This is a genomic window from Arthrobacter sp. E1SS-5 (genome assembly GCF_057073715.1).
In genome coordinates, this window is record NZ_CP172703.1 from 4,034,302 (window position 1) to 4,056,462 (window position 22,161).

The 22,161-nt window shown below is 57.3% G+C and carries 16 protein-coding genes; 4 read left to right on the forward strand and 12 right to left on the reverse strand.

The window, feature by feature from the left end:
• Positions 1 to 339 precede the first annotated feature (339 nt).
• On the reverse strand, positions 340 to 684 hold the full coding sequence (locus ACIGJD_RS18850) for a cupin domain-containing protein (protein WP_159630049.1): 345 nt from the start codon (positions 682 to 684) through the stop codon (positions 340 to 342).
• Positions 681 to 1,946: a flavin monoamine oxidase family protein gene (locus ACIGJD_RS18855; RefSeq protein ID WP_159630047.1), complete on the reverse strand. Its 1,266-nt coding sequence runs from the start codon at positions 1,944 to 1,946 to the stop codon at positions 681 to 683. The genes ACIGJD_RS18850 and ACIGJD_RS18855 overlap by 4 nt, the downstream gene beginning before the upstream one ends.
• An 884-nt stretch (positions 1,947 to 2,830) precedes the next feature.
• Here ACIGJD_RS18855 and ACIGJD_RS18860 point away from each other — a divergent pair.
• The 3 genes from ACIGJD_RS18860 (at position 2,831) to ACIGJD_RS18870 (ending at position 5,897) form a co-directional block, all read left to right on the forward strand.
• Positions 2,831 to 4,336, forward strand: coding sequence for an NAD-dependent succinate-semialdehyde dehydrogenase (locus tag ACIGJD_RS18860; RefSeq protein ID WP_159630043.1), 1,506 nt, complete (start codon positions 2,831 to 2,833; stop codon positions 4,334 to 4,336).
• An 84-nt stretch (positions 4,337 to 4,420) separates the two neighbouring features.
• Complete coding sequence (locus tag ACIGJD_RS18865) at positions 4,421 to 5,113, forward strand: fumarylacetoacetate hydrolase family protein (RefSeq protein WP_236560689.1); 693 nt, start codon at positions 4,421 to 4,423, stop codon at positions 5,111 to 5,113.
• 604 nt (positions 5,114 to 5,717) lie between these two features.
• Positions 5,718 to 5,897 (forward strand): hypothetical protein, encoded by a 180-nt coding sequence (locus tag ACIGJD_RS18870; protein ID WP_159630039.1) that lies wholly within the window; start codon positions 5,718 to 5,720, stop codon positions 5,895 to 5,897.
• A gap of 260 nt (positions 5,898 to 6,157) precedes the next feature.
• Here ACIGJD_RS18870 and ACIGJD_RS18875 read toward each other — a convergent pair whose 3' ends face one another.
• The 4 genes from ACIGJD_RS18875 to ACIGJD_RS18890 form a co-directional block, all read right to left on the reverse strand.
• Positions 6,158 to 7,087, reverse strand: a complete 930-nt coding sequence (locus ACIGJD_RS18875; protein WP_483687502.1) for a bifunctional methylenetetrahydrofolate dehydrogenase/methenyltetrahydrofolate cyclohydrolase — start codon at positions 7,085 to 7,087, stop codon at positions 6,158 to 6,160.
• A gap of 96 nt (positions 7,088 to 7,183) precedes the next feature.
• Entirely contained in the window at positions 7,184 to 9,658 is a 2,475-nt protein-coding gene (locus tag ACIGJD_RS18880) for a GcvT family protein (protein WP_159630033.1), read from the reverse strand.
• Between the two features lie 56 nt (positions 9,659 to 9,714).
• On the reverse strand, positions 9,715 to 10,578 hold the full coding sequence (gene purU / locus ACIGJD_RS18885) for a formyltetrahydrofolate deformylase (RefSeq protein ID WP_159630031.1): 864 nt from the start codon (positions 10,576 to 10,578) through the stop codon (positions 9,715 to 9,717).
• 851 nt (positions 10,579 to 11,429) lie between these two features.
• Entirely contained in the window at positions 11,430 to 12,758 is a 1,329-nt protein-coding gene (locus tag ACIGJD_RS18890) for an APC family permease (RefSeq protein ID WP_159635063.1), read from the reverse strand.
• Positions 12,759 to 13,461: 703 nt separating this feature from the next.
• Here ACIGJD_RS18890 and pmfR point away from each other — a divergent pair.
• Entirely contained in the window at positions 13,462 to 14,874 is a 1,413-nt protein-coding gene (gene pmfR / locus ACIGJD_RS18895; RefSeq protein ID WP_223917529.1) for a transcciptional activator PmfR, read from the forward strand.
• Positions 14,875 to 16,237: 1,363 nt separating this feature from the next.
• On the opposite strand, the gene nboR is transcribed toward pmfR, so the two are convergent.
• The 6 genes from nboR to ACIGJD_RS18925 form a co-directional block, all read right to left on the reverse strand.
• Complete coding sequence (gene nboR, locus ACIGJD_RS18900; RefSeq protein WP_159630021.1) at positions 16,238 to 16,837, reverse strand: nicotine blue oxidoreductase; 600 nt, start codon at positions 16,835 to 16,837, stop codon at positions 16,238 to 16,240.
• Between the two features lie 387 nt (positions 16,838 to 17,224).
• A complete protein-coding gene (locus ACIGJD_RS18905) occupies positions 17,225 to 18,358 on the reverse strand; it encodes an XdhC family protein (protein ID WP_483687503.1) in 1,134 nt (377 codons plus the stop codon).
• Positions 18,351 to 19,379 (reverse strand): vWA domain-containing protein, encoded by a 1,029-nt coding sequence (locus ACIGJD_RS18910; RefSeq protein WP_159630017.1) that lies wholly within the window; start codon positions 19,377 to 19,379, stop codon positions 18,351 to 18,353. Before ACIGJD_RS18910 ends, ACIGJD_RS18905 begins: the two co-directional genes overlap by 8 nt.
• Before the next feature lie 80 nt (positions 19,380 to 19,459).
• A complete protein-coding gene (locus tag ACIGJD_RS18915) occupies positions 19,460 to 20,353 on the reverse strand; it encodes an AAA family ATPase (protein ID WP_159630015.1) in 894 nt (297 codons plus the stop codon).
• Positions 20,354 to 20,550: 197 nt separating this feature from the next.
• Positions 20,551 to 21,375, reverse strand: a complete 825-nt coding sequence (locus ACIGJD_RS18920) for a carbon-nitrogen family hydrolase (protein WP_236560688.1) — start codon at positions 21,373 to 21,375, stop codon at positions 20,551 to 20,553.
• 61 nt (positions 21,376 to 21,436) lie between these two features.
• A complete protein-coding gene (locus ACIGJD_RS18925) occupies positions 21,437 to 22,150 on the reverse strand; it encodes an SRPBCC family protein (RefSeq protein WP_159630013.1) in 714 nt (237 codons plus the stop codon).
• Positions 22,151 to 22,161: the final 11 nt, after the last annotated feature.

Here is a 22,161-nt window from a genome sequence, read left to right on the forward strand (position 1 = left end):
AGACTTGTCCGGAGGCCGGTTTATTCGGTGACCCACCCGAGCCAGGGAAGAAGATCGTGCACTTCCGGACTGCGATTTGCAGCGGGCGTCCACGAGAGTGACGCAGGAAGGTCCGCGTCGCTGGATTTCTCCGCGGACATGCAGCCGGCCGCGAACAGCCGATCTCGGAAGTAAAGCGCGCGATGCTCGGTTGACCGCATGGGGCAAAACCTGGGACTGAACGGGTGTGACGAGTGCTTGTTCACGTCTAGACCTTCTGTAGAACGATGGATGTAAACGTCTTTCGCTTTGGCCCGGGTGTAAAAGCCTTCCGGGATGCGTGCTTGCCCGTTTGCTGGTTCACACTCGAACTGTGGCATAGGACTTAACAAGAGTGCTGTCGATGCTCCATCGACCGCTCCAACCGTTTTCAAGAATTAGGACTGTTCCGGGTTTGAGCGTGATCAGCGAGCCGTCATCATGAGTCAGTTGGCCTTCTCCTTCGAGAACGCTTATAAATTCCTCGTATCCCTGATGGACGGTGGTGAACTCACCAGGGCTGACCCGCCACAACCCAAGTTCCGTTTTGTCATCGGTGAATAACACGACAGTGCTCGCGGCGGGTGTCCCCTGGATGATTCGTTCGGAAGCAACCGGGACCGGTTTTGGCCAGTGCGCTGAAGAAGCGTTAAGTACGGTGCTCATGCTTTGGTTCTTTCGGAATCTGAGTTGCGCGAACGTGCTTGAAGGCGCTGAATGATACGTCCTGCTGCCCGCTCGCCGCTGCGTATAGCTCCTTCCATTAGGCCAACAAATTCCGGTTCGCTATATTCGCCGGCCCAGAAAACATCTCCAACCGGTTTCTCCAAGAGAGCCGTTCCAGCGGCCGTTACACCTGGGGCGTGGGCGGCATATGCCCCACCAGCCAGCGGATCTTGAGACCATATAGTGGTCAGCGCGGAAGCGTCCTCTGGGATGGTGAGATCGGACCGGAGTGCTCGCGCCTTAGCAACCCACTCCTCCGGGTGTTGCGTAAGGTTGGCGCGGGATATTGCTGATGAGGAACCCATAAAGGCGTTTAGGACTGGGACCACTCCCCCCGATTCATCAGTGGCCGTCCAAGTCCAGTAGCGGCCTTCCACCGACATGACAGCACTTGTGGTGGGCTGAGTTTCCAAAGGGAGGTGCAGTTTTGCAGCATGACCTTGAAGAACGTACTTCAAGGCTGAGTCGCGCGCTTCGTTCGTGGGCAGTGTCACCTGGGGGTGGCGGACTACGGCCAGTGGAAGAGCGACAACTACGGCATCAAAAACCGAAGTGCCGCCATCAGTGGTGACGAGAACGCCCCCGTCACTAATGTTCTCAACCGCTTTCACGGTTTCGCCATAGCGGACTGCATCCCCAAGTGCACCTGCCATGGCGTCGGGCAGCTGCTGATTGCCGCCAGCCACTCGCCAGCTGGGTTTGGGTTCGAACGATGCAATATGCTGCAAGGATTTCGCCGTAACCTCTGATGCGCTCACCGCCGTCGAGATCTCTATGCGGGCACGAAGGGCGTCCACTAGTTCCGGCTCGTCGGGCAGGTCGGCCAGCAGCGCTTCGGCGGTCCCTTGGAGGCCGCTGCTACTGGCTAGTTGCAGCGCTTCCCGCCCGGTACGAATAATGTCATCACAAGTGATGTCAGGCACGTCGCCGGGCTCACGAACGTAGTAGCTCATGCCAGTATCAACCAAGCGAAGCCCGAACTGGGAAAGCAACCGTCGCATTGAGGTATAGCCGTCAAGAACGAATTCCGCACCTCGTTCTATGACATAACAGCCGGTTGACGTGTCAAGCGTTTCGGACCACACCCGACCGCCGGGGCGGTCGCGGGCTTCGAATACTGTGACGTGCTCTCCGGCTTCGGCAAGTTTTGTAGCAGCTGCCAGCCCAGCCAGGCCGGCACCAAGAATCCCTATGCGGCCCATACAGCCATCTCCTTTTCGTTTGTTCAGGGGCGCAGACAGATTGCATCTGCTGCTTCCACCTCAGGCTAGGCCGCTTGGTTCACCGTGAAAATCGTGCGAAAGCGAGAAATAACTGCCGTTTTTGTACTCTTGGACAGTTCTTGCGTAGTCCTGGCACGAAACCTCTAGGGACAAGAGCGGCCGCGGAGCTTAAAGACAAAAGAATACGGTTGTCCTGCAGACAGTTCTTACAGGCGCAGGGAAGACATAATTCAGACTCAAGTACAAAATATGCACCGAAGTCATCCGCAAGAACTGTTTGCGGACCACCCTTCGCGGCTTCATACTCACTGCTACAGGCGTAGGGCCGTGAACTGTTGCTCGAGTTCATACTGAAACAACAGATCCCACAAGAAGCGCTCTCATGTCTGAAAGATTGCCTGGTCGGAAACTCGCGAACCGCTTCGGAAGGAAACCTTGGCATGGCAGCGCACATAGGCTCTTACAACAAGGTCATCACCGTAGATCATCGATATGAGATGGAAGAACGACTCAGCGCCGTGGTCAACGAGGCAATGGTGCACGCGCTCCACACTTCAAATCACGGGATTGTTGTCACGCGTCATGATCAAAAAACGTTCAGTGTCCGTCTTTCGACGGACATTACGCCAAGGACTACCGTCGAACGGGATCTGTGGAGAAACAACATTGGATATTTACCGCACATCTAACGCTCACTGGTTACCTCCGAGCGTGAAGGCCTTTTTATGCACGCGGCCCCGATTGTCTCGCTCCGCGCACCTTGGCCGCAGACTCACGTCTTTCGTGAATTAATCTCCCTCCGCGCCATGTGCAGTGCCCGCAGGGCAATCATCGCTTACAAATCAATCTCTTGAGGACTACAAATGACCGTTGAATCAGCTGTGCTGCCCACCACTCCCCAAGAGCGCGAAGCATCTCTGCTCGCGTCTGTGCCGACGGGCTTGCTGATTGGCGGCCAGTGGCTCGACGCGTCCGACGGCGGCACGTTCGATGTGCGTGATCCTGCTACCGGGGAGGTCCTGACCACTCTGGCTTCCGCCACTAGCGAGGATGCTGTTGCCGCTTTGGACGCAGCTTGCGAGGCGCAAGCCTCGTGGGCGCGGACCGCTCCCCGAGTGCGCTCCGAGATTTTACGCCGTGCTTTTGACTTAGTAACAGCACGATCGGAGGACTTCGCGCTGTTGATGACGTTGGAAATGGGCAAGCCACTCGCGGAAGCCCGGGGAGAGGTCGCTTACGGGGCTGAATTTCTGCGGTGGTTCTCCGAGGAAACCGTGCGGGACTATGGCCGTTATCTCACCACCCCCGAGGGCAAGAACAAAATCCTGGTCCAGCACAAACCCGTAGGACCATGCCTGCTGATAACCCCGTGGAATTTCCCCTTGGCGATGGCTACGCGAAAGGTTGCTCCCGCAATCGCCGCTGGCTGCACGATGGTTCTCAAGCCCGCCAAGCTGACACCCCTGACTTCACAACTTTTCGCCCGAACCATGATGGAGGCCGGTCTTCCCGCCGGGGTTTTGAACGTTGTTTCTTCATCATCGGCTTCAGAGATATCTGGACCGCTGCTGAAAGATTCGCGCCTGCGGAAACTTTCGTTCACGGGGTCCACTCCCGTCGGCAGGCGCCTTATGGCAGAGGCATCGCAAAATGTCCTGCGGACTTCAATGGAATTGGGCGGCAACGCGCCGTTTATCGTGTTTGAAGATGCAGATTTGGACAAAGCTGTAGAAGGTGCCATGGCGGCGAAGATGCGGAATATGGGTGAGGCCTGCACCGCTGCAAACCGGTTCCTCGTCCACGAATCCGTGGCTCAGGAATTCACTCGGAAGTTTGCAGGCGCGATGGGCGCCCTCACCACCGGCCGCGGCACTGACCTTACTTCCCAGGTCGGCCCGCTGATTGACGACGGTGCCCGCGACGACGTCCACGCCCTCGTCAAAGCTGCCATCGATGCCGGGGCCGTCGCCTTGGTCGGTGGGGGCCCCGCGGAGGGGCCAGGCTACTTCTACCAGCCCACTGTCCTTGCCGATGTCCCTAACAATGCGGCGATCCTCAGCCAAGAAATTTTTGGTCCTGTCGCGCCGGTCACCACTTTCACCACTGAACAGGACGCCATCGAACTGGCCAACGCTTCAGAATACGGGCTGGCGGCCTACCTCTACAGCCGAGACTTCAACCGCCTCCTCCGCGTAGCGGAACAAGTCGAGTTCGGGATGGTCGGGTTCAACGCGGGCATCATCTCCAACGCCGCAGCCCCCTTCGGCGGCGTCAAACAATCCGGCCTCGGCCGCGAAGGCGGCACCGAAGGCATCGCCGAATACACCACCACCCAGTACATCGGCATCAACGACCCGTATGAGAACTAAACGACTGCCGGCGTCACTGGCCGACGGAACGAGTGGATAATGCGGCTCGCTAGGATACAAACGAACGCAGGCCCTCAGCATGCAGTGCTGCGGGACGGCAAGTGGCACCACCTGACTGACCCGTTTGCCAAGGTCATATCCTTTACAGGTCAAGTTACGCCTGCGGAAGGGGCGAAGCTACTTGTTCCCGTTCTTCCCTCCGTGCTCATTGGAATGAGTCACAACCCCCCGGGGAAAAAACATCCGCTCCCCGTGCAGGCATGGCACAAATCAGTCCATACGCTTGCGAACCCGGGTGATCATATTCACCCGGTTCAAGACGCAGGTGCAGTACACGCTGAGGGGGAGCTGGCAGTAGTTATTCGCAAAAGCACTGTCGGATTAACTGCCGAATCTGCGATGGACTATGTGCTGGGTTACACGATTGCAAACGATGTCACAAACGCGGACCAGGGACTTGTCGACGAGAAACTTTTCCAAGCCAAAGCCGGGGTAAATTACACACCTCTTGGACCCTGGATTGAAACAGAAATCAGTGATCCTGACAAAGTCAGCATCACTGTCCGCGTGAACGGCCGAGTTGTAGCCGACTCCGGGTCCTTCAACCTACCCACGAGCGTGCTGGACTGCCTCGTATACGTCACCCGTTGGACGGCTCTTGAGCCTGGCGACATCGTGATGACGGGTGCACCGGGGACATTCGCTGCTATTAGCCGGGGAGATCGCGTTCAAATCAGCCTCGGGGGAATAGGCACTTTAACCAGTCCTGTCACCTGAGCGCCATAAAGGGCCACTCAACGAACGGACGGTCAGAGACAGGCCCGGGAAGTGTCAACGCCTAGCATTGGCCTTGATCAAGGTGCCCAAACAGTACTACTCGCTCCGGGCACATTACTGGTCCTTCACAGATGAGCGTGGTTGGGACCTCTGACGCCAGTGCCGGGAGTGTGTTCTGATGACGCTGCGGCATGGTGCGGAGGCGAGAGCTCAGGTGCAACTTTGAATTGGCAGCGACCAAGCTTCCAAATAACAAAGTGACCCTGCTATGCCCAATGCTACTTCCTGCCCGGGCGGTGCGAGCGGGCCGACGCCCTTCTTGATGTGGAAGGTATCCACGTCTGCTCTGTCACAGCGGCCGGGACCGGCCTGGTTCTGCGCGTGGAGACAGCACAAACTGTCAGTGGCAGTCCGGACTGCGGCATCGTCGCGATCGGGCATGGCCGCCGACCGTCCGGCTCCATGACACCCGTGTTTCGGCCGTCCGGTGCGACTGCTCCGGGCCAAGCGAGTCTGGCGGTGCCCGGACCCGGATCGCCCAAGAACCGCGTTCACCGAAGAGCACGAGTTGGCCTGGCCCCGGGCAGAACTCACTGCCAGGACCGTGACATGGGCGGCCGACGGCCTGCAGCGTTTCGACACCTCGGTCTCCGCCCTGGCCCACCAGCTCCGCGTCTCCTGGCACACTGCCTGGGACGCCATCAAGGCAGAAGCCGCCCGGCGGATCACAACGGCCGGCAGGCTGACAGGAGTGGACGCTCTCGGCGTTGACGAGCCCGTCTGATCCCATACCGGACCACCTGGCGCTGGTATGGACACCAGGGTCATGGATCACGTCCGCGACCCCAAGGTGTGGTCCACGCCAAGTTGCTGGACCTTGTTCCGGGCCGTTCCGGTAAGGCCTACACGGACTGGCTCAAAGAACAGGGAGGGGAATTTACGGCAGGCATCAAAACCTTGGCGCTTGATCCGTTCCGCGGCTTCGCCAACGTGATTCGCAACGAACTGCCCGAACCGCCACCGTCCCGCACGCGTTCCGAAATTTCATTTAAGAAGAAGGTCCCGTTCGGCCGCCTCAACAACGTTGGCAAGGAGCATCGCCCGCGTCATAGGACCCACTCCGCCGGGATTGGGCGAGATCCAGGAGGCAACACGCAAAGTGTCGGCAGCAACGTCTCCGTTAAGGACGGCCTTGCCGGTGCTGGCATCAGTGTTCCGCGATACTCCGACGTCTAAGACGATTGACCCCTGTTTGAGGTTTTTGCCTTGCACCATACCCGGTACCCCGGCTGCGGCCACGACAACATCTGCACGCTTAAGCAGCTTAGGCAGATCAACGGATCCGGTATGGGCTGAAGTGACAGTTGCATTGCACGCGCGCCGTGTTAGCAGCAGACCCAGGGGCCTACCAACTGTCACTCCACGACCGACGACAAGCACCTCCAAACCATTGAGAGAGATCCCGTGTCTGGTCAGCAGCTCCACGATTGCGTTAGGGGTGCAGGGCAGAGGAGAAGTAAGATCCCCGCTGACGTTCAGTACGAGTCTTCCAAGGTTGATCGGATGGAGACCGTCAGCATCTTTTTGAGGGGCTATCCTTTCCAAGACAGCGTTTTGGTCGATGTGCGGGGGCAACGGCAGCTGAACTATGTAGCCTGTGGTTCGGCTATCTTCATTCAGCTCATCCAGTACGCTCTCCAATTCCCCTTGAGAAATTGTGGACGGTAAATCCCTACGAATGGATGCAATTCCCACTTCAGCACAATCTCTGTGCTTCCCCGTCACGTATGAATGGCTTGCCGGATCATCGCCGACGAGAACTGTACCCAACCCAACCGTCTTGCCAAGGTCCTTTAACGCTGCAACGCGACTTGCGAGATCAGTTTTTACGACAAGAGCTGTTGCCTTGCCGTCAAGGATTTTGCCAGTGTTCGCCAATTGGCCCTCCGGTTTTTGCATCGCGTCCTTAGCCATGGGCCTTCCATTCAATGATCGTGTGAGACTCCGGCTGTCCATAAGCCGCCCTGTCGACATCTGAGTTCATCTCAGGGGATTTTGAAGGACGCGGCTCTACCCGCGGAGTCGTTCGCCCTTGGGATCGTAAAACGGCCGCCGGGAGACCTTCGCGGGGTAATTCTGTCCCTTACACTTGACCTCAAAGTCACCCGAGAGGTCTACGCCAGGGTCAATAGCGGCAATTCCGACTGCTCGTCCCAAGGTGTGGCCATAGCTGCCGCTCGTCATGCGTCCCACGGGAAGGCCGTTGCAGTAGACCGTCTCGTCATGTACGAACACTGGATCCGGATCTTCCAAGGCCACATACACTGTCCGATGGTCAGGCGCTGCAGGATCGAGCTTCAGGAGGGCGTCCCTGCCCACGAAGCCTCCCGGTTTGTCCATGGAGATCGTGAAACGAAGGCCTGCCGAATACGGATCATCGATAGGCCCGATATCGTGGCCCAAGTGCCTGAATCCCTTCTCGCTGCGCAGTGAATCCAATGCGTGATAGCCGGCCATTTTCACTCCCAGATCCTGCCCTGCTTCCCACAGCGCATCCAGTACGTTCACTGCTATATCGGCGCTCGGATACAACTCGTAGCCTAATTCGCCAACAAAGCTAACGCGGAGACTATAGGCATAGCCATCGGCAATTTCGACCATGCGTCCGTGGGTGTATTTCTGTGCCCCGTCGGACCAGTCCTCTGGGGAAACCCTGCTAAGAAGTTCTCGGCTCTTGGGCCCCATGACTCCGATGGTTGCCAGAGCCGCCGTGCAGTCAAACACTGCGGCTGCTTTTCCCCGTGCGACTCGTTTGAGGTATGCGGCCGTCTTTTGCTGCGTGAACGATGGCGTAACGATCAGGAACCGGTCACGGCCGAGACGAGTGATGGTTCCGTCCAGTTCGATTCCCGCTCGATCATTCAAGAAGAGCGTATAGACGGCTTTATCAGTCTCAACGTCGACGTCTGCTGTTGCTGCCATCTGACAAACTTCGAGGGCATCAGGGCCCGCAACTTCGAACTTCGCGAATGGACTCAGATCGAAAAGGACCACACCCTCACGCGCCGCTTCATGCTCCTCGGCTACGCGGTCGAACCAGGTCGGACGTCCATAGCTGTAGTCATAATTGGGAGACGTTCCTGGGTCCCCGTACCAGTTCGCCCGTTCGCCGCCGTTTACTTCACCAAAGCAGGCACCGAGCTCAGCCAGACGCCCGTGAAGGGGCGTTCGACGAACGTTGCGGCCCGTCTCCATTTGGAGGTTCGGCCAGTGCATTGCGTACAGCCGTCCCAGGCCCTCTTTGGTTCGTGCATTAAGATACTTGCGATTGTTTTGGTGTTCCGCGAAGCGCTGTACGTCGACCGAGGATGAGTCAAAGCCGGGCGTTCCTGAAATGACCCACTCGGCCAACTCCTTGCCGATGCCGGGAGCAAAGATGATGCCCTGAGAGTTGAAACCCGCTGCGACGAAGAGGTTAGAAAGTTCTGAGGTTTCGCCCACGGCAAAGTTGGCATCCGGAGTGAAGCTCTCCGGGGCATTCAGAAATCGATCGAATCCCGCTGAAGCAAGAGCCGGCACTACCGCTTCGGCCTTGGCTCTAATCGGAGCGAAGTGTTCCCATTCCGGCCCGAACTCGGCGAAACCGCTGGATGGGATTTCCTTAAGCGGCCTTGGAAGCCCGTCAGGCTCAAATGCACCGACCAGGAGCCTCCCTGCCTCGTGACGGATGTAGTAGCTGTTGTCTAGGTCCCGATATACGGGCAGTTCAGCGACAGCCCCGTCAATCTCTGCGGATCGGACATGGATGTGTTCGGCAGCGTACAAGGGGACCTTCACATCGGCAGTGGCCGCGAGATCCCGAGTCCACAAACCGCATGCCAGAATCAATCGATCGCAGTGTACGATTCCTTGGTCCGTGAGCACGCCGACGACGAGATCACCCTGGCGAAGGATTTTTTGGACGGATACGTTTTCGCGTATTTGGGTCCCCAGGCCGTACGCGAGTTTAGCGAGAGCCACTGTTGCGTGTCCGGGATTGATATGACCATCGTCAGGTAGCAGGAGCGCTCCGGCGACTCCTGAGGAGGAGGCCAGGGGCCACAATTCCTCGTAACGGTCCTGACTCAGCCATTCAGTCCGTATCCCCTGCTGGTCGGCCACGTCCTTTGCATATAGAAGCTCATCAACGCGGCCAGCGGTCCGCGCAACGCTAAGGGAACCGGAACGTTGAAATGAAACGTCCAGACCTGACATCTGCTCGAGCTGGCTGTAAAAGTCCAAACCGTACTTGGCCAGTTTCGTCATAGTCGTGGTGCCGCGGGCTCCTGTGACCAGTCCTGCCGCATGCCAAGACGTGCCGCTGCCCAGGACATTGCTTTCCAAGAGCAGAGTGTCGTTCTCACCTGCAGCTGCAAGATGATAGGCAATACTTGCACCTATGATTCCCCCACCGACCACAACTGTCCGCACGTGCGTCGGCATTGGGTCGTGAGAAGTATCCGTAAACATCGTCGCGCTGATTGTGCGGTCGACAAGCCTGTCCATTAGGGGCCTCTTTTCTGCTCAGGTCAGTGCACGACCCAGGCACGGGATGGTTGTGCTTATTTGAAAACGACGGTGCGGTGGCCGTTTAGGAGGATTCGCTGTTCGGCGTGCCACTGAACAGCCCGGGACAGTGCTAGTCGCTCTGCGTCCTGACCTGTCACTGCTAGTTGAGCTGGGCTGTATTCATGTCCGACGCGGAGGACTTCCTGCTCAATGATGGGTCCCTCGTCCAGTTCGGCCGTGACATAGTGTGCCGTCGCCCCGACGAGCTTTACCCCGCGGTCAAATGCTTGGTGGTAGGGCTTGGCGCCCTTAAATCCGGGAAGAAATGAATGGTGGATATTGATGGCCTTGCCGAAAAGTTCGCGGCAAAGGTCGTCGCTGAGCACCTGCATATACCGGGCTAAAACGGTTAGATCCACGTGATGTTCTGCCAGGAGAGCCAGGAGCTTTTCCTCTGCTTCTTGCTTGGTTTCCGGTGTCACTGGAATGTGGAAGAACGGGATGCCATGAGCGTCTGCAACTTGCTGGAGAGTTGTATGGTTTGAGGCGATGAACGGAAAATCCACCTTAAGTTGTCCGGAGCGCCAACGGAAGAGTAAGTCGTTGAGGCAATGCTCAGCTTTGGAAACGAGCAATGCAACCTTGGGCCGATCGGCGGCATCAACCAGCGTCCACTCCATCTCGAATGTGGAGGCCAGAGCGAGAAAAGCTTTTTTCAGGTCGCCAACGGATAGGGCCGCTGGGCAGGACACCTGCACGCGCATGAAGAATCTGTCTTCTGCGTTGTCGTCGAACTGCTGACTGGCAAGAATATTGCAGCCGTGGGATACCAGGAACCCAGAGACAGCATGAACGATTCCAATCCTGTCTCTGCAACTGAGTGAAAGAATTACTTGGCGGAATTGGGCGTTTTCCATAGGACTCCTATTGGGAGATTTAGTTCGTTGGGGTGCCCGTGCGGGGAGGGACGGTTTGGACAGTGCCTAAAACTAGGCTTAGCCCTGCCATCTGCACCTGCATCCTGCCTCGACCATACGGCCCAAAATTCGGCGCGACCATGCAGTATTTGTATGAAAAGATCATAGTTTTCATACTCCAGAAGGCTGACAACTGAGAAAGCGGGAGCTTTCTGTGCACGTGTGGGTGCTGGCCTCACCGTATGCCTAGTCACGCCCACACTGCGCCGGTGTCGGCGACGCGCATAGGGGCCCTTGGCGAGCCGTGCTGCCGTCGCCCCGCTACACCGAGACTAGCGCCCCACAGCTGACACCTGGCGTCACCGCCTGCCAGAGCCACGCGATTACCTGGTCGAAGGAGCCGGCTTGGCCCAAATGCTCACAGGCACCAAACCGAGTCACCTTGTGCTGTTCTCCTGAAATCGTTGGCAGTCGGCTTCCCCAAACAGGGAGGGCACGACGCGCGACCGTCTATGGCGCGGAATGACCGAATAGCAACTGCTTCCATAAAACCGCTCGTGCCAGCCCAGGTTGGTCGGGCTGCCGGATTCATGAAGGCTTCTACATCCGTGGCGGATTGCGTGGCGCAACTGTCAAGACGGATTCTGAGACGTAATCGACCATGCGGCAGATCGCAGGCCTCCGTACACCGCCCATATGAATCACGAGCGATGTTGCAATGAAAAGGCTCCCGCCCAGGGGGACTGGACGGGAGCCTCTAGGCTTTGGGGCATTTCGGAGAGTGCTGCCCGTCGCCGCAGTTGAAGCAAAGCGCCGTGGCCTGCCTGCAGTTAGTAGTGCAAATGAGGCCCCTACGTGGAAACCGCAGTCTTCCTCTTAATCCGGACGGACGCCACAAAGCCGATGAGGAACACGGCAACCGTCCCGATCATTACATAAGGCAGTGCGCTCAGCGGCCCCGCCACGGGGTACAAGATTCCATTGACGTAAAGCCAAAGGACAGTAGCCGATGCCAGGACAGCTCCAATGTTGACCAGAACGGACTTCCTAGGGCCGGTGCGGTTCAACAACACCGCACCGCCGATGCAGATGAGGAAGTATGGAATTACCCAGAAGTAGACCAACAACGTAGCGATATAACCATATATTTCCAGCGGCGCGGCTGATGTTAGCCATAGCATCACTGGGGGACCAACAAGCGAAGGAATTCCAAGGAAGCCAATAGCCGCCACTGGACTCTTGTGGCGCTTGCTGACCCTGGTTAATGCAGAAGGTAGGAGCCCGTCTGAAGCAGCACTGACAACAACTCGCGATCCGTAGTTGAAGAAGCCGATGAGGCTGGCGAAGACGGCAGCGGCAAGTACCAGGTCACTGATGTTCGACAAAAGGCCTACCCCTGCTGCTTCAGCTAGTACCGCATTCGGTGAGACACCAAGGGCAAGTTGATCAGCGGAATCGACAAGGGTGGGTACCTGGATCACTGTGGCAGCAAGGAAGGCCGTGCCGAGGACGAGGGGAACCACCATGATCGCCCGAGGAATAGCGCGGGTCGGGTTTCGGGTTTCAGCGCCAAGGGCTGCGCTGCTTTCGAAGCCGATGAAGAATGTCGAACCTATTGCTAAACCTTGGAGGAAACTGTTGAAGGTGAAATCGCTGAGGCTAGCTTGCCCCAGCAAATCGATATTTCCTGCGAAGGCGGTTGCTACGGTGATAGTCAACATGACCGGTACGGAAACGACTGTGAGGATTACGCTGGCCCGGACGGACACATCCAAGCCACGATAGGCGATACCCATGGCCACCAGCGCGGCCAGGACATAGATAACCAACTGAGTGTCCGGTCCTGCTGCGCTAGGCAGGCCCACGGACATGAGGAAACTTCCGATATACAGGCCCAGCGATACGACCAGAACCATAACTACAACTATGTAACCGGGCACCATGGCTGCCGCGATAATGAGCGGACTCCACGAGCCGAACACGTGGCGAATATACGAATAGAGAGACCCCGTCCCGATATACCGTCGCGCGAACACGGTGATAAAAAGCCCGATGATTGTGAAAGCCACGACGGAAGCGGCCATCGCTAACCACGAGGAACGCCCTGTGTAAGAGGCGAGAAACGCTGGCACTGCTGAAAGACCGACAGCGGGGATGAAGGACGATATTGAAAGTCCCATCACCTGCGAGCCGGTAAGGTGCCCTAACTGCAGATCTGCGTGGGCTGTATCTTGAGTCGGTGGGCCGTAACCACCGCCTGCTGATGCTCCTGCGTTTTCACAAGAAGTTTGCAAAGCTGTACGCCTTTCAGGTGAGTCGAGGCCACGGAGCGGCTACGACGCGTAAGTGTAATTTTCTTTAGAACCTTGTTAAGGCAGCGGGTGAGAAGATGCGTCCTTACACCTACTCGATAGTGACTTCGACGCGGTTGGTTCACGACTGATCTGTTTGTTCAGCCCGAGTCGTTCGCCGGTATTTTTTCAGCGCCTCACCAACTGGCCCAGCCTTTCGGCAGGATGCTATCCAGAAGGGGTTGAGTCTTGCTGTTCTCGCACGAATGAGAGCACCGCCCTCCCGCCTCACGGAGAAACCAAGTGAAGCCGCCGGTCAACCTCGACGATCGATACGCAGGGATCGCTTAAAGAAGCGTCACGTCCTCGCTAGGGTGCTCCCAGGGGGGGGCTCAGAACCGTTCAGCACAGCTTTGGGAGTCGAGCCATGAGGGGAGTCGATCCGCCGAAGTCATTCGTTAACTCCCCTTACAAAGGCCACACATTACGCAGCCGCTCCCGGGGTCCGAAATTGGGCTAGTGAACAAATTGTGGGCTGCCTTCGTTCTTTAGTACTAATTCTTCCCTCATCCACCAGTACTAAGATGCACGTATGGAACAGCAAATGCTGACGGTCAGGGATCTTGTTACTGCCCAAAGTCTGGGTACGAAGGTAATTGCCGGCGCGGGCGGCCTTGACCGGCAAGTTCTCTGGGCGCATAGCTGTGAGTTGAGTGACCCCGACCGCTGGCTCGGTCCGCATGAGTTACTGATGACCGTGGGTTTGTGCGTTCCACGAAGTGCCGAGGAACAACGGACTTTTATTGGCAAGCTTGACGAGGCCGGCCTTGCCGGTGTTGCCTTCGGGGATCACCCAAGTCTTCCCCCTCTCACGCAGGAACTATACGAAGAAGCAGAGAAACGCTCCTTTCCTGTGCTTCTTACGAACGATGCCACTCCCTTCGCCGCAATCGGGCGAACAGTTGCTGCTGCTACGGCCACTACCCAAACCATGCAAGTACTCAAGCTCAGCAAGCTCTACCAGTTGTCCACCTACGCCCGTACTGATCCGGTACGGATGATGAATGATTTGCAGGCGCTTCTTAGGGCTGGGCTCAGAGTCTTGGATGAGCAAACAGGGCTCCCAATTGTGGAGGGCACACCGCTGGAATCCATGCTCTCTTTGGCACGTGAACGCACCTATGCGCTCCCGGGGGACAATGACTCCCGGCTCATGATTTTGGAATACCCCGGGGAGGAGGTCAGCAGTTTCCTGCTAATCCACGTCCTGCAAGTGGTGGATGTCGCCTTGAGTCAACTTTTAAGGACTCTTCGACGCCGTGCGGAACGCTCCGCGCAAATGCTAGCGTCCGTCCTGGAAGGGCGGAGCCCGGAAGGCTTGGAGACCCTGCTTGGCCCGGGCGGCACTTCACTGGGATATCAATTTGTTGCAGTGGCAGCAGAGGACGGCAACAAGGTCGCCCGAGCCGCCTCCATCAAGTCACTGCCAATCCTGGCTGGCTCCGGAGGCAATTCGTTTTTTGTCCTAATGCCCGAGCAGAGCCGAAATGAGGTCAGGCAGCTGCTCCGCCGCCTCGACATCCGGGCCGGAGCATCGTCAACTTACCTTGACCTGCGGGATGCTAAAGCAGCTGCCGATGAGGCCGCAAAGGTTTTTTCATCCGGTGGGACGAACGACCAATGGACCGATTTCGTCGGAGTCCCTGTATCGCTGCTTACTCGTTCCAAAAAGGAAGCTTGCGCCATTGTTCAACAAGTGCTGGGTGGGCTTGCGGCTGCAGATCCTAAATCGACTGCTCTGCGTGAAACACTTTTCGCCTTCCTTGCCCACGACCGCAGCTGGAATGAAACGGCAGCCGCTCTCGGAATCCACCGTCAAACCTTGTCTTACAGATTGACCAGAATCAAAGAGGTCACAGGGCGAGACATCGCTTCTTCAGCGGATTTTTCGGCCTTCTGGCTCGCGTTTCAAGCCTGGCCGTCCTACTCGTCCAAATCCGACTGAACCCTACTGTCAAGTGCGATTCCAGCTGCTTTTCTGGAAGAGAGCCGTACCAAGGTTGGCGTCCCTTCCCGGTAGTTACGATCCATAACCTCTGCCTTTGAAATCAACAGTTCCCACTGGGAGTCCTAGGAATCACACAAAAAGCGCTCATAATTTTGGCTTTCGGTATCATGACTGCCGCCGCCGGAACGTCTAACTTCGATGAACAGGGGTTGTCGTTGGTTTCATGAGATACGGCAACCCCTGCGCAACAAGAACCGTAACCCAATTTACTTGCACCTTTCTATGGGTTGATACCTGTTCTTGCGCAGGTCAAGTCCCTGTAGTTAAGCCCTCCCCTTACCCTCTCGTCCACGAGAACCTGGGCTTGAGGAACAGAAAGGTCCGATAATGACAGCAACAGTTCCGGCCGGACACATCACAAAACCGGTCAGCTCCGTCCCCAGCCTGGGATGGCACCCTTACCTTTCACTTGAGCCTGCCGGTTCTGGTTGCGAAGAGCATCCGTGCAGATTTTGCAACATTCCGGAGACCGATTGATGTGTCGGGGAAGGGCAGGCAAGGGGCTGTGCTGTGCGTAACGGTATTCAACACGCCCGCGCAACGCCGCCGATACTATACATGCGCCCTCTAGCCAGAGGTACATCCCGTTTGACACGTGTGCAAATGAAGTTGCGAAGCGAGGGACTGCAGTTAGGTCGCGTCGTTTTTCGCTGGTCCTCGATTTGTCCAAACTGCAGGCGCCGCCGGAGAATGATCAGCACTTACCGGGGTGGATGTCGCGGACGCTGCGGACGCCCTTGGCGTCGAAGATGATAGCCTTTCACCTGCAGGCTGAGGAGGCACATGATTCGTTTCGCGGGACTTGCTTCTAGCTAGAAGCGGCAAGGGCCCGCGGCTGCTATGTTCAGAGAAGGTTATCCAGGACCTGTCAATTCCGATATCGGCACCTCGCCACAACTAACTTGCTCCTTTGACCGGTCAGGACCGAAAATACTTCACGGCTGGAGCAGAGGCGGGCGCTCTCACTGCGATGCATCCTGTCGAGGGTATTCGAGTCCCCCGTGGGCACAAGTAATCTCCACTGGCGCCCTTTCCGTTTCGGCAGCAGCTCTTCGACCCTTTGTATTTGACTGGCAAAGCCCGCTAGCAGCAGCCGGTAGGCCGGTCATCAATCCCAGCCAGCTCCATTGGTCATCGCTCGAAGCTGGCCCAGACCAAGTCTCTCTACGGCCAAATAGGGCCACAAGCAACCAATCCAACAGCGGTAGTAATGCCACGCAAGAACTTCCTTACTTCACCGACTCAGGCGTGCTCTCCCAACGCCAAAGTACCTACCGAACATGGGTTGCAGCACCTTGACCTACAACAGGCGATTCATCTGCTCTATGGTGTCGATGTCCTCGCCAGTGGATTCATCACTGCAATCGACAAGGTCTACGAGCCACGGTTTCCGCTGCAAGAAAACCCGAGCCCCCGCATCCCCGCTAACAGTGCTAGCCACCGCTGACCTGAGTTGCGCATCGATCACCATGGGGTGACCCCTACGGAGCACTCCATCGTTTTCCATGGCGCGATACGCAGCCGAAGTAATGCGCCTCGGCCGATGGGAGAGGAGTAACCGATGAACAATGGCGACGGTAAGCCCTGGCTGATCTACCAGAGCTACGAGGAGGTGGTTATTTGGATGTGCTTCGGCATCACCGGCAAGGTAGGAACTTCCCATACCTGAGGACCAGTGGGAGTTCACCACCACCCGATACGGTTCAAGGTCTGCTTCGGCGCTAACCGCTTGTGCATCCGCTCCAAGAACAACCACAACCTCCTGACATCCGCCGGCACGCAGCGTGTGAGCGGCTGCCTCAACCAGAGTGCGGCCGCGGTACGGCAGGAGTGCCTTAGGACCACGCCCAAGACGTGTTCCGGCGCCGGCTGCCAGCAATAAGCCCGTTACCCGCGCCAAATCCCTGTCCTCCTGCGGGGGGTTCCTATGCGCCGCATGAAAAAACTGTCAGGTCCCATTGCCTGGTGCGATTCTGACGCAGCCTATAGTCAGTGCAAAGGATTAGCTTTCTCTCCCCCAGCCCTTCTAAGCGGATCCAGATAATCCCAAGGGAAGGAGCACTCGTTTCCACGACGCCGGAGTAGCGTGACGTGTAATCTTCAATTACCTGGATCCGGTCGCCCTCCCCTAGCATTTCCAAATCAAGTAGCTGGCCTTCGTCAAGTCTGCTGGGTGTGCGGTCTTCCGCTGACTTTGAAACCACCACGGCCTTGGTTGCCACCAACGCCTGCCACTGTCGGGTGTCTTCAAAAGGTTGCGTAGCCGACTCTTTTAGGTGCGGCATGGCTAGGCCGGGTCCGAGTGCACAGCGCCAGCCGAATACCGCAGAGGGCGGCCAGTCCCTTGCCACCGTTTCGCAATTATTTCTGCCACAACTGACACTGCTGTTTCCTCCGGTGTCCGACCGCCGAGATCAAGTCCGATCGGACTATGAAGCTCGGCAATCTGCTTCTCCATTACTCCAGCCTCCAAGAGGCGGTTGAGTCGGTCCTCATGTGTCTTTCGAGAACCCATGGCACCTATGTAGGAGGGCCTGTATTCTTCTTCCAGCCGCAAAGCGATATCCAGGACAGGGACGTCGAACTTGTGATCATGGGTGAGAACACAAATGACCGTTCGGTTGTCCACCTTTCCCGCCGAAACTTGTTCCTGAAGGTAAACGTGAGGCCACGCTACGATCACCTCGTCAGCTCCAGGAAAACGGGCGGCGGTCGCAAATACTGGGCGGGCATCGCAGACGGTCACATGAAATCCGACCATTGACCCGGCCCGCGCGACTGCGGCGGCAAAATCGATGGCTCCAAAAATGATCATTCTGGGCTTCGGCTGATAGGAAGAAACAAAGACCTTCGCGCCCGTTTCCATGCGTTCTCCTCGGGGACCGTAGGTGAGCACCTTGGATTCGCCGGAAGCCAGCAGGCCCCTTGCATCGTCAGCCACTGCATGGTCCAGCATATTGCTGCCAAGGCTGCCTACAGCGTGGGTCGGCCAAACCGCCAGCCGCTTTCCCAGTATTTCAGGCTGGTCATGTTCGACGACGGTCGCTGTGGCAACAGGGTTACCGTTCTGGACGTCCTGGACGATCGTCCTGATTTCTGGGTAACTTTCCTTGGTGACTCGTTCAACGAAGACGTCGATTATTCCGCCGCAGGTTAGTCCAACCGCTACAGCGTCATCGTCGCTATAACCAAAGCGTTGCAGAACAGGGGTACCGTCTTCGATGACATCCTGCGCGATTTGGTAAACAGCTCCTTCAACGCAGCCCCCGGAAACTGAGCCGACGGCTTCCCCAGCGGTGCTTACAGCCATCGCAGCGCCCGCCGGCCGCGGGGCAGATTTAGACGTGCTGACGACGGTGGCGAGGGCGAAGGTTTCTCCGCGCCTCGTCCACTCTGCCACTGCTTCAATAACGTCACGCATTTGCTATCCGATCTGCTAGGTCCCTGAAAGCAGCCATGGTGTGGCCCGCGACCAGGGCATCGATGTGCGGGAGAACGGCCTTAATGCCGCTTTGTATAGGTTCATATCCAGATTTTCCCCGGTGGGGGTTGGACCAGATAACACGATGGGCCAGGCGATGGAGACGGGATACCTGATGCGCAAGATCTCTGGTATCCCCACGTTCCCAGCCATCACTTGCGATCACAACTACAGACCCTCTGAGCATTGCGTGTTGTCCCCAGAGGGCGATGAAGGCCTCTAGGGCTTCGCCCAGCCGGGTGCCTCCAGACCAATCCGGCACAGCGAATCCTGCGTCCAACAGCGCCACTTCCGGATCCGGGTGCTGCAACGCCGCCGTCACCCTGGTCAGGCGTGTGCCAATGGAAAATACTTCTGTGGTGTCGGCGTTGGTGGCTAAAAGCCGATTACCGAAGCGAAGAAAACTATCAGCGTAGGCTTCCATGGATCCCGAAACATCCACAATCAAGACAACTCGGCGGGGCTTTTTCGTTCGGAAGCGATACTGCAGTTGGCCTGGTTCGCCGCCTCTTTTTAGGTGGTCTCGGACAGTGTGTGCCGGATCAATGCGCTTGTGGCGATGGGTCCGCTTGTAACGAGCCCTTCTTAGCGGTGCTTTAATAGGCAGAGCAGCAAAGGCCTCTACAAGGTACCTCTTTTCCTCCGCCGACATGAGGGCCACATCTCTGTGTTGCAGGGATTCATCCCTGCTAGCCAGTGCAATCTGTTGCTCAAGTTCCGGCTGAGGGCTGTCGCCGCCTGCTGCGTCGGGCAGGCTTGCTTCCTGTCTCTCCGAAAGGGGCACAGGTACCGGAGGCTCGGATGAAAACCACAAGCGGAACGCCCGGTCGTAAGTCTCAAAGTCCGACCTGCTCTTACACAACGTAGCGCGTCCGGCCCAAAAAACCTCGTTGCGACGCTGGAGATCCAGAACGTTTAGGGCCTCAAGGTAAAGGCCGACCTGTTCTGCCCCTACGGTCATCCCCTCATGTCTAAGCGCTCCTACGAAGCCATAGAAAATTTTCAACCCTACTTGTGAGTGCATCGCCAACACCATTCACGTTAGGTAGGAAAGATGGTTCTCAAGGTGCTCAGGATCAGCTCCCTGTCGTCTTGGTCTTTGCAGAGGGCGCCAATAGTTAAGCCTGCACTGTCGGCGTCGATGTCCTGCCCGCCAAGGCGGTTCAAAGCCTGGGCCCAGTCGAGCGCCTCGGCTACCCCAGGGGAACGCCTCAAGCGTCCCTCGTTGCGCAAGGACTGAACCACGTCGACCACCTGCTGCGCCAGCTTCTCGTCCATGCCGGGCAGCCGGGTCCTGATAATTTCCAGTTCGCGGGCCGGCTCTGGATGGTCGATCCAATGGAAGTAGCATCGCCGTTTCAGAGCCTCGTGTAACTCGCGAGTCCGGTTGGAGGTCAGGATTACGATGGGTGGAACAGTAGCGGTGATAGTGCCCAACTCGGGTATGGATATTTGGTTTGACGCGAGCACTTCCAGGAGGAAGGCTTCAAATTCGTCGTCCGCCCGGTCAACTTCGTCGATGAGAAGAACGGCCGGCCCCCCCTGCAGGGCCCGAAGAATTGGTCGTGGCAGCAGGAACCGTTCGGTGTATAGGGACTGCTCTAGTTCCTCCGCACTCGTTGCCGAATTTGCTGCTTCCAGTGATCGCAAGTACAGAATCTGACGTGAAAAATCCCAGTCGTAGAGCGCCTGGGTCGATTCGATGCCCTCGTAACACTGCAGTCGGATCAACGGGATCCCCAGCATCTTAGCTAAAGCTTCAGCCAAGGAGGTTTTGCCCGTGCCGGGAGCACCTTCAACAAGCAACGGCTTATTCATGGCAACAGATAGAAAGACGGTGGTGGAGAGACCCTCGTCAGCCAAGTAGTTGACTGCCTTAAGCCGCGCCGCCATCTCACCGGGGCTTTCCGGTTTGGTCACATTGTCGTTACTCATTGTTTCGCCTTGCTAGTCGGTTTTAGAGGTCGTGGAGTGCGGCTTATGGCGATGTGAATTTATGCAGACACTGCATACAAGCAGTCGACGAGGGTCCACCGTCGTACTCAAACGTAAGAACAGCCGGTTCCGGGATGCCCCGCCCTATCGACAAGGCAGAACACCCCGAAGCCGGACCGCTCGAAGTGGCCCCCTTGCTATTCCTGCAGGTTGCTCACGACCATAGTCTTACCCTTAGCAACCCAGATATCTGCCCGCCGGTCGTTAAGCACCGGGAAAGAAGTGCGCAGATCGTTCAACGAATCGAAATCGAGACGCGCCTTGAGAACGGTTTCCTCTTTCTCTGCCTGCGCCAAGATATTTCCGTTGCCGTCCACGATCTGACTGTGACCACCCAACTCCACCTTCTGGTCAGATCCTGTCATGTTGCACTGGACGACAAAGGTCTGATTCTCGATTGCCCGCGCGCGCCCCAGGGTCTGCCAGTGCTGAACTCGCGAAAGTGGCCAGCAGGCCGGTACCACATTTAGCGCCGCACCCTCCGCTGCGATATGCCGATACAGCTCAGGAAAACGAAGATCGTAGCATGTGCTAAGCCCAGTGATGGCCGTCGCGCGTTCCGTCTGCAGCTCCACGATCACGGGCTCGTCTCCCGCTGCTATCAGCTTTGGCTCTCCGTCGGAAAATCCAAATCGATGGATCTTTTTATAGGTGGCACGGATGGATCCTGCAGGGTCAAAAAGAACCGATGTATTCCACATGTCAGAAGCGGCACTGCTTTGCTCCGTCACCATGAAAGAGCCGGCATGCAGCCAGGCCTTTTTTTCCCTGGCCATTTTGGACAAGAAGGTGAACACCTCACTGTGCAGCGAGATCGCGTTCGTTCGCCAGCTGTCGTAGGAGAACCCGCCATGAAGCCAGAGTTCAGGCAGAACGATCAGGTCCGCTTTGTCGATGCCAGAAATCAAGTCCTGCGTACGCGAAATCCTGTCCTCGAGGAGCTCTGTCGAATCAAAGCTCACCTGAACAGCTGAGACGTCAAGCTGCCCGCTATTTGGGACCAATCCACGAACATTCATCGATTCAGGACTTTCGGTTGCTTCCGGCCGCAACACCTGCCGAGAAGACTGCAATCAGTGCAGCAACGACAGAAATAATTGCAGGGAGCCATTTTCCTACTTCGGGAACCTCGACCTGAGTGCCAGTGCCCTTTTTAGCGGCGCGGGTTTCCTTCGCCAGCTTAATGAGGTCCAGAGCTTCTTCGGGTTCCGCCTGACCAGGCTGCTTTAGTTCCCTTCCTGCGGCTCCGTCAGCTTTTGAGAGCTCTGTCGATGCTTCGCTCCGGGACTCGCTTCCTGAAGTCATCTCCACAGCCAACCTTTGAGCGAAGACTCCAAGGATGGCCGTAGCCGCCTCGTTGATCACACCTCGCCCGAACTGAGCGATTTTTCCAGTCATGTCCAGCTCCGTCTGAACAATGACGGTTGCGCCATTGGCCTCAGGCTCAAGCCGTGCGGTGATGGTCGCGGACATGTTCCCTTGCCCACGAGCATCCTTGGCACGAGCTTGGATTACTGCGCGCCGTCCCTTTTCATCGACCTCAATGAAACGGGCAACGCCAACATACTCGGCCGTAATCGGGCCGACCTTGATCTTCGCCTTGCCCTCGTACTCATCACCGTCAACGCTGGTGATGGAAGCGCCGGGAAGCATAGGCGCGATTCGCTGCAGGTCCAGCAGGACGGGCCACGCCTCGTCCGGCGGGACAGGCACGGTGAAAGTGTTAGTCATCTCCATGATCGGTTTTC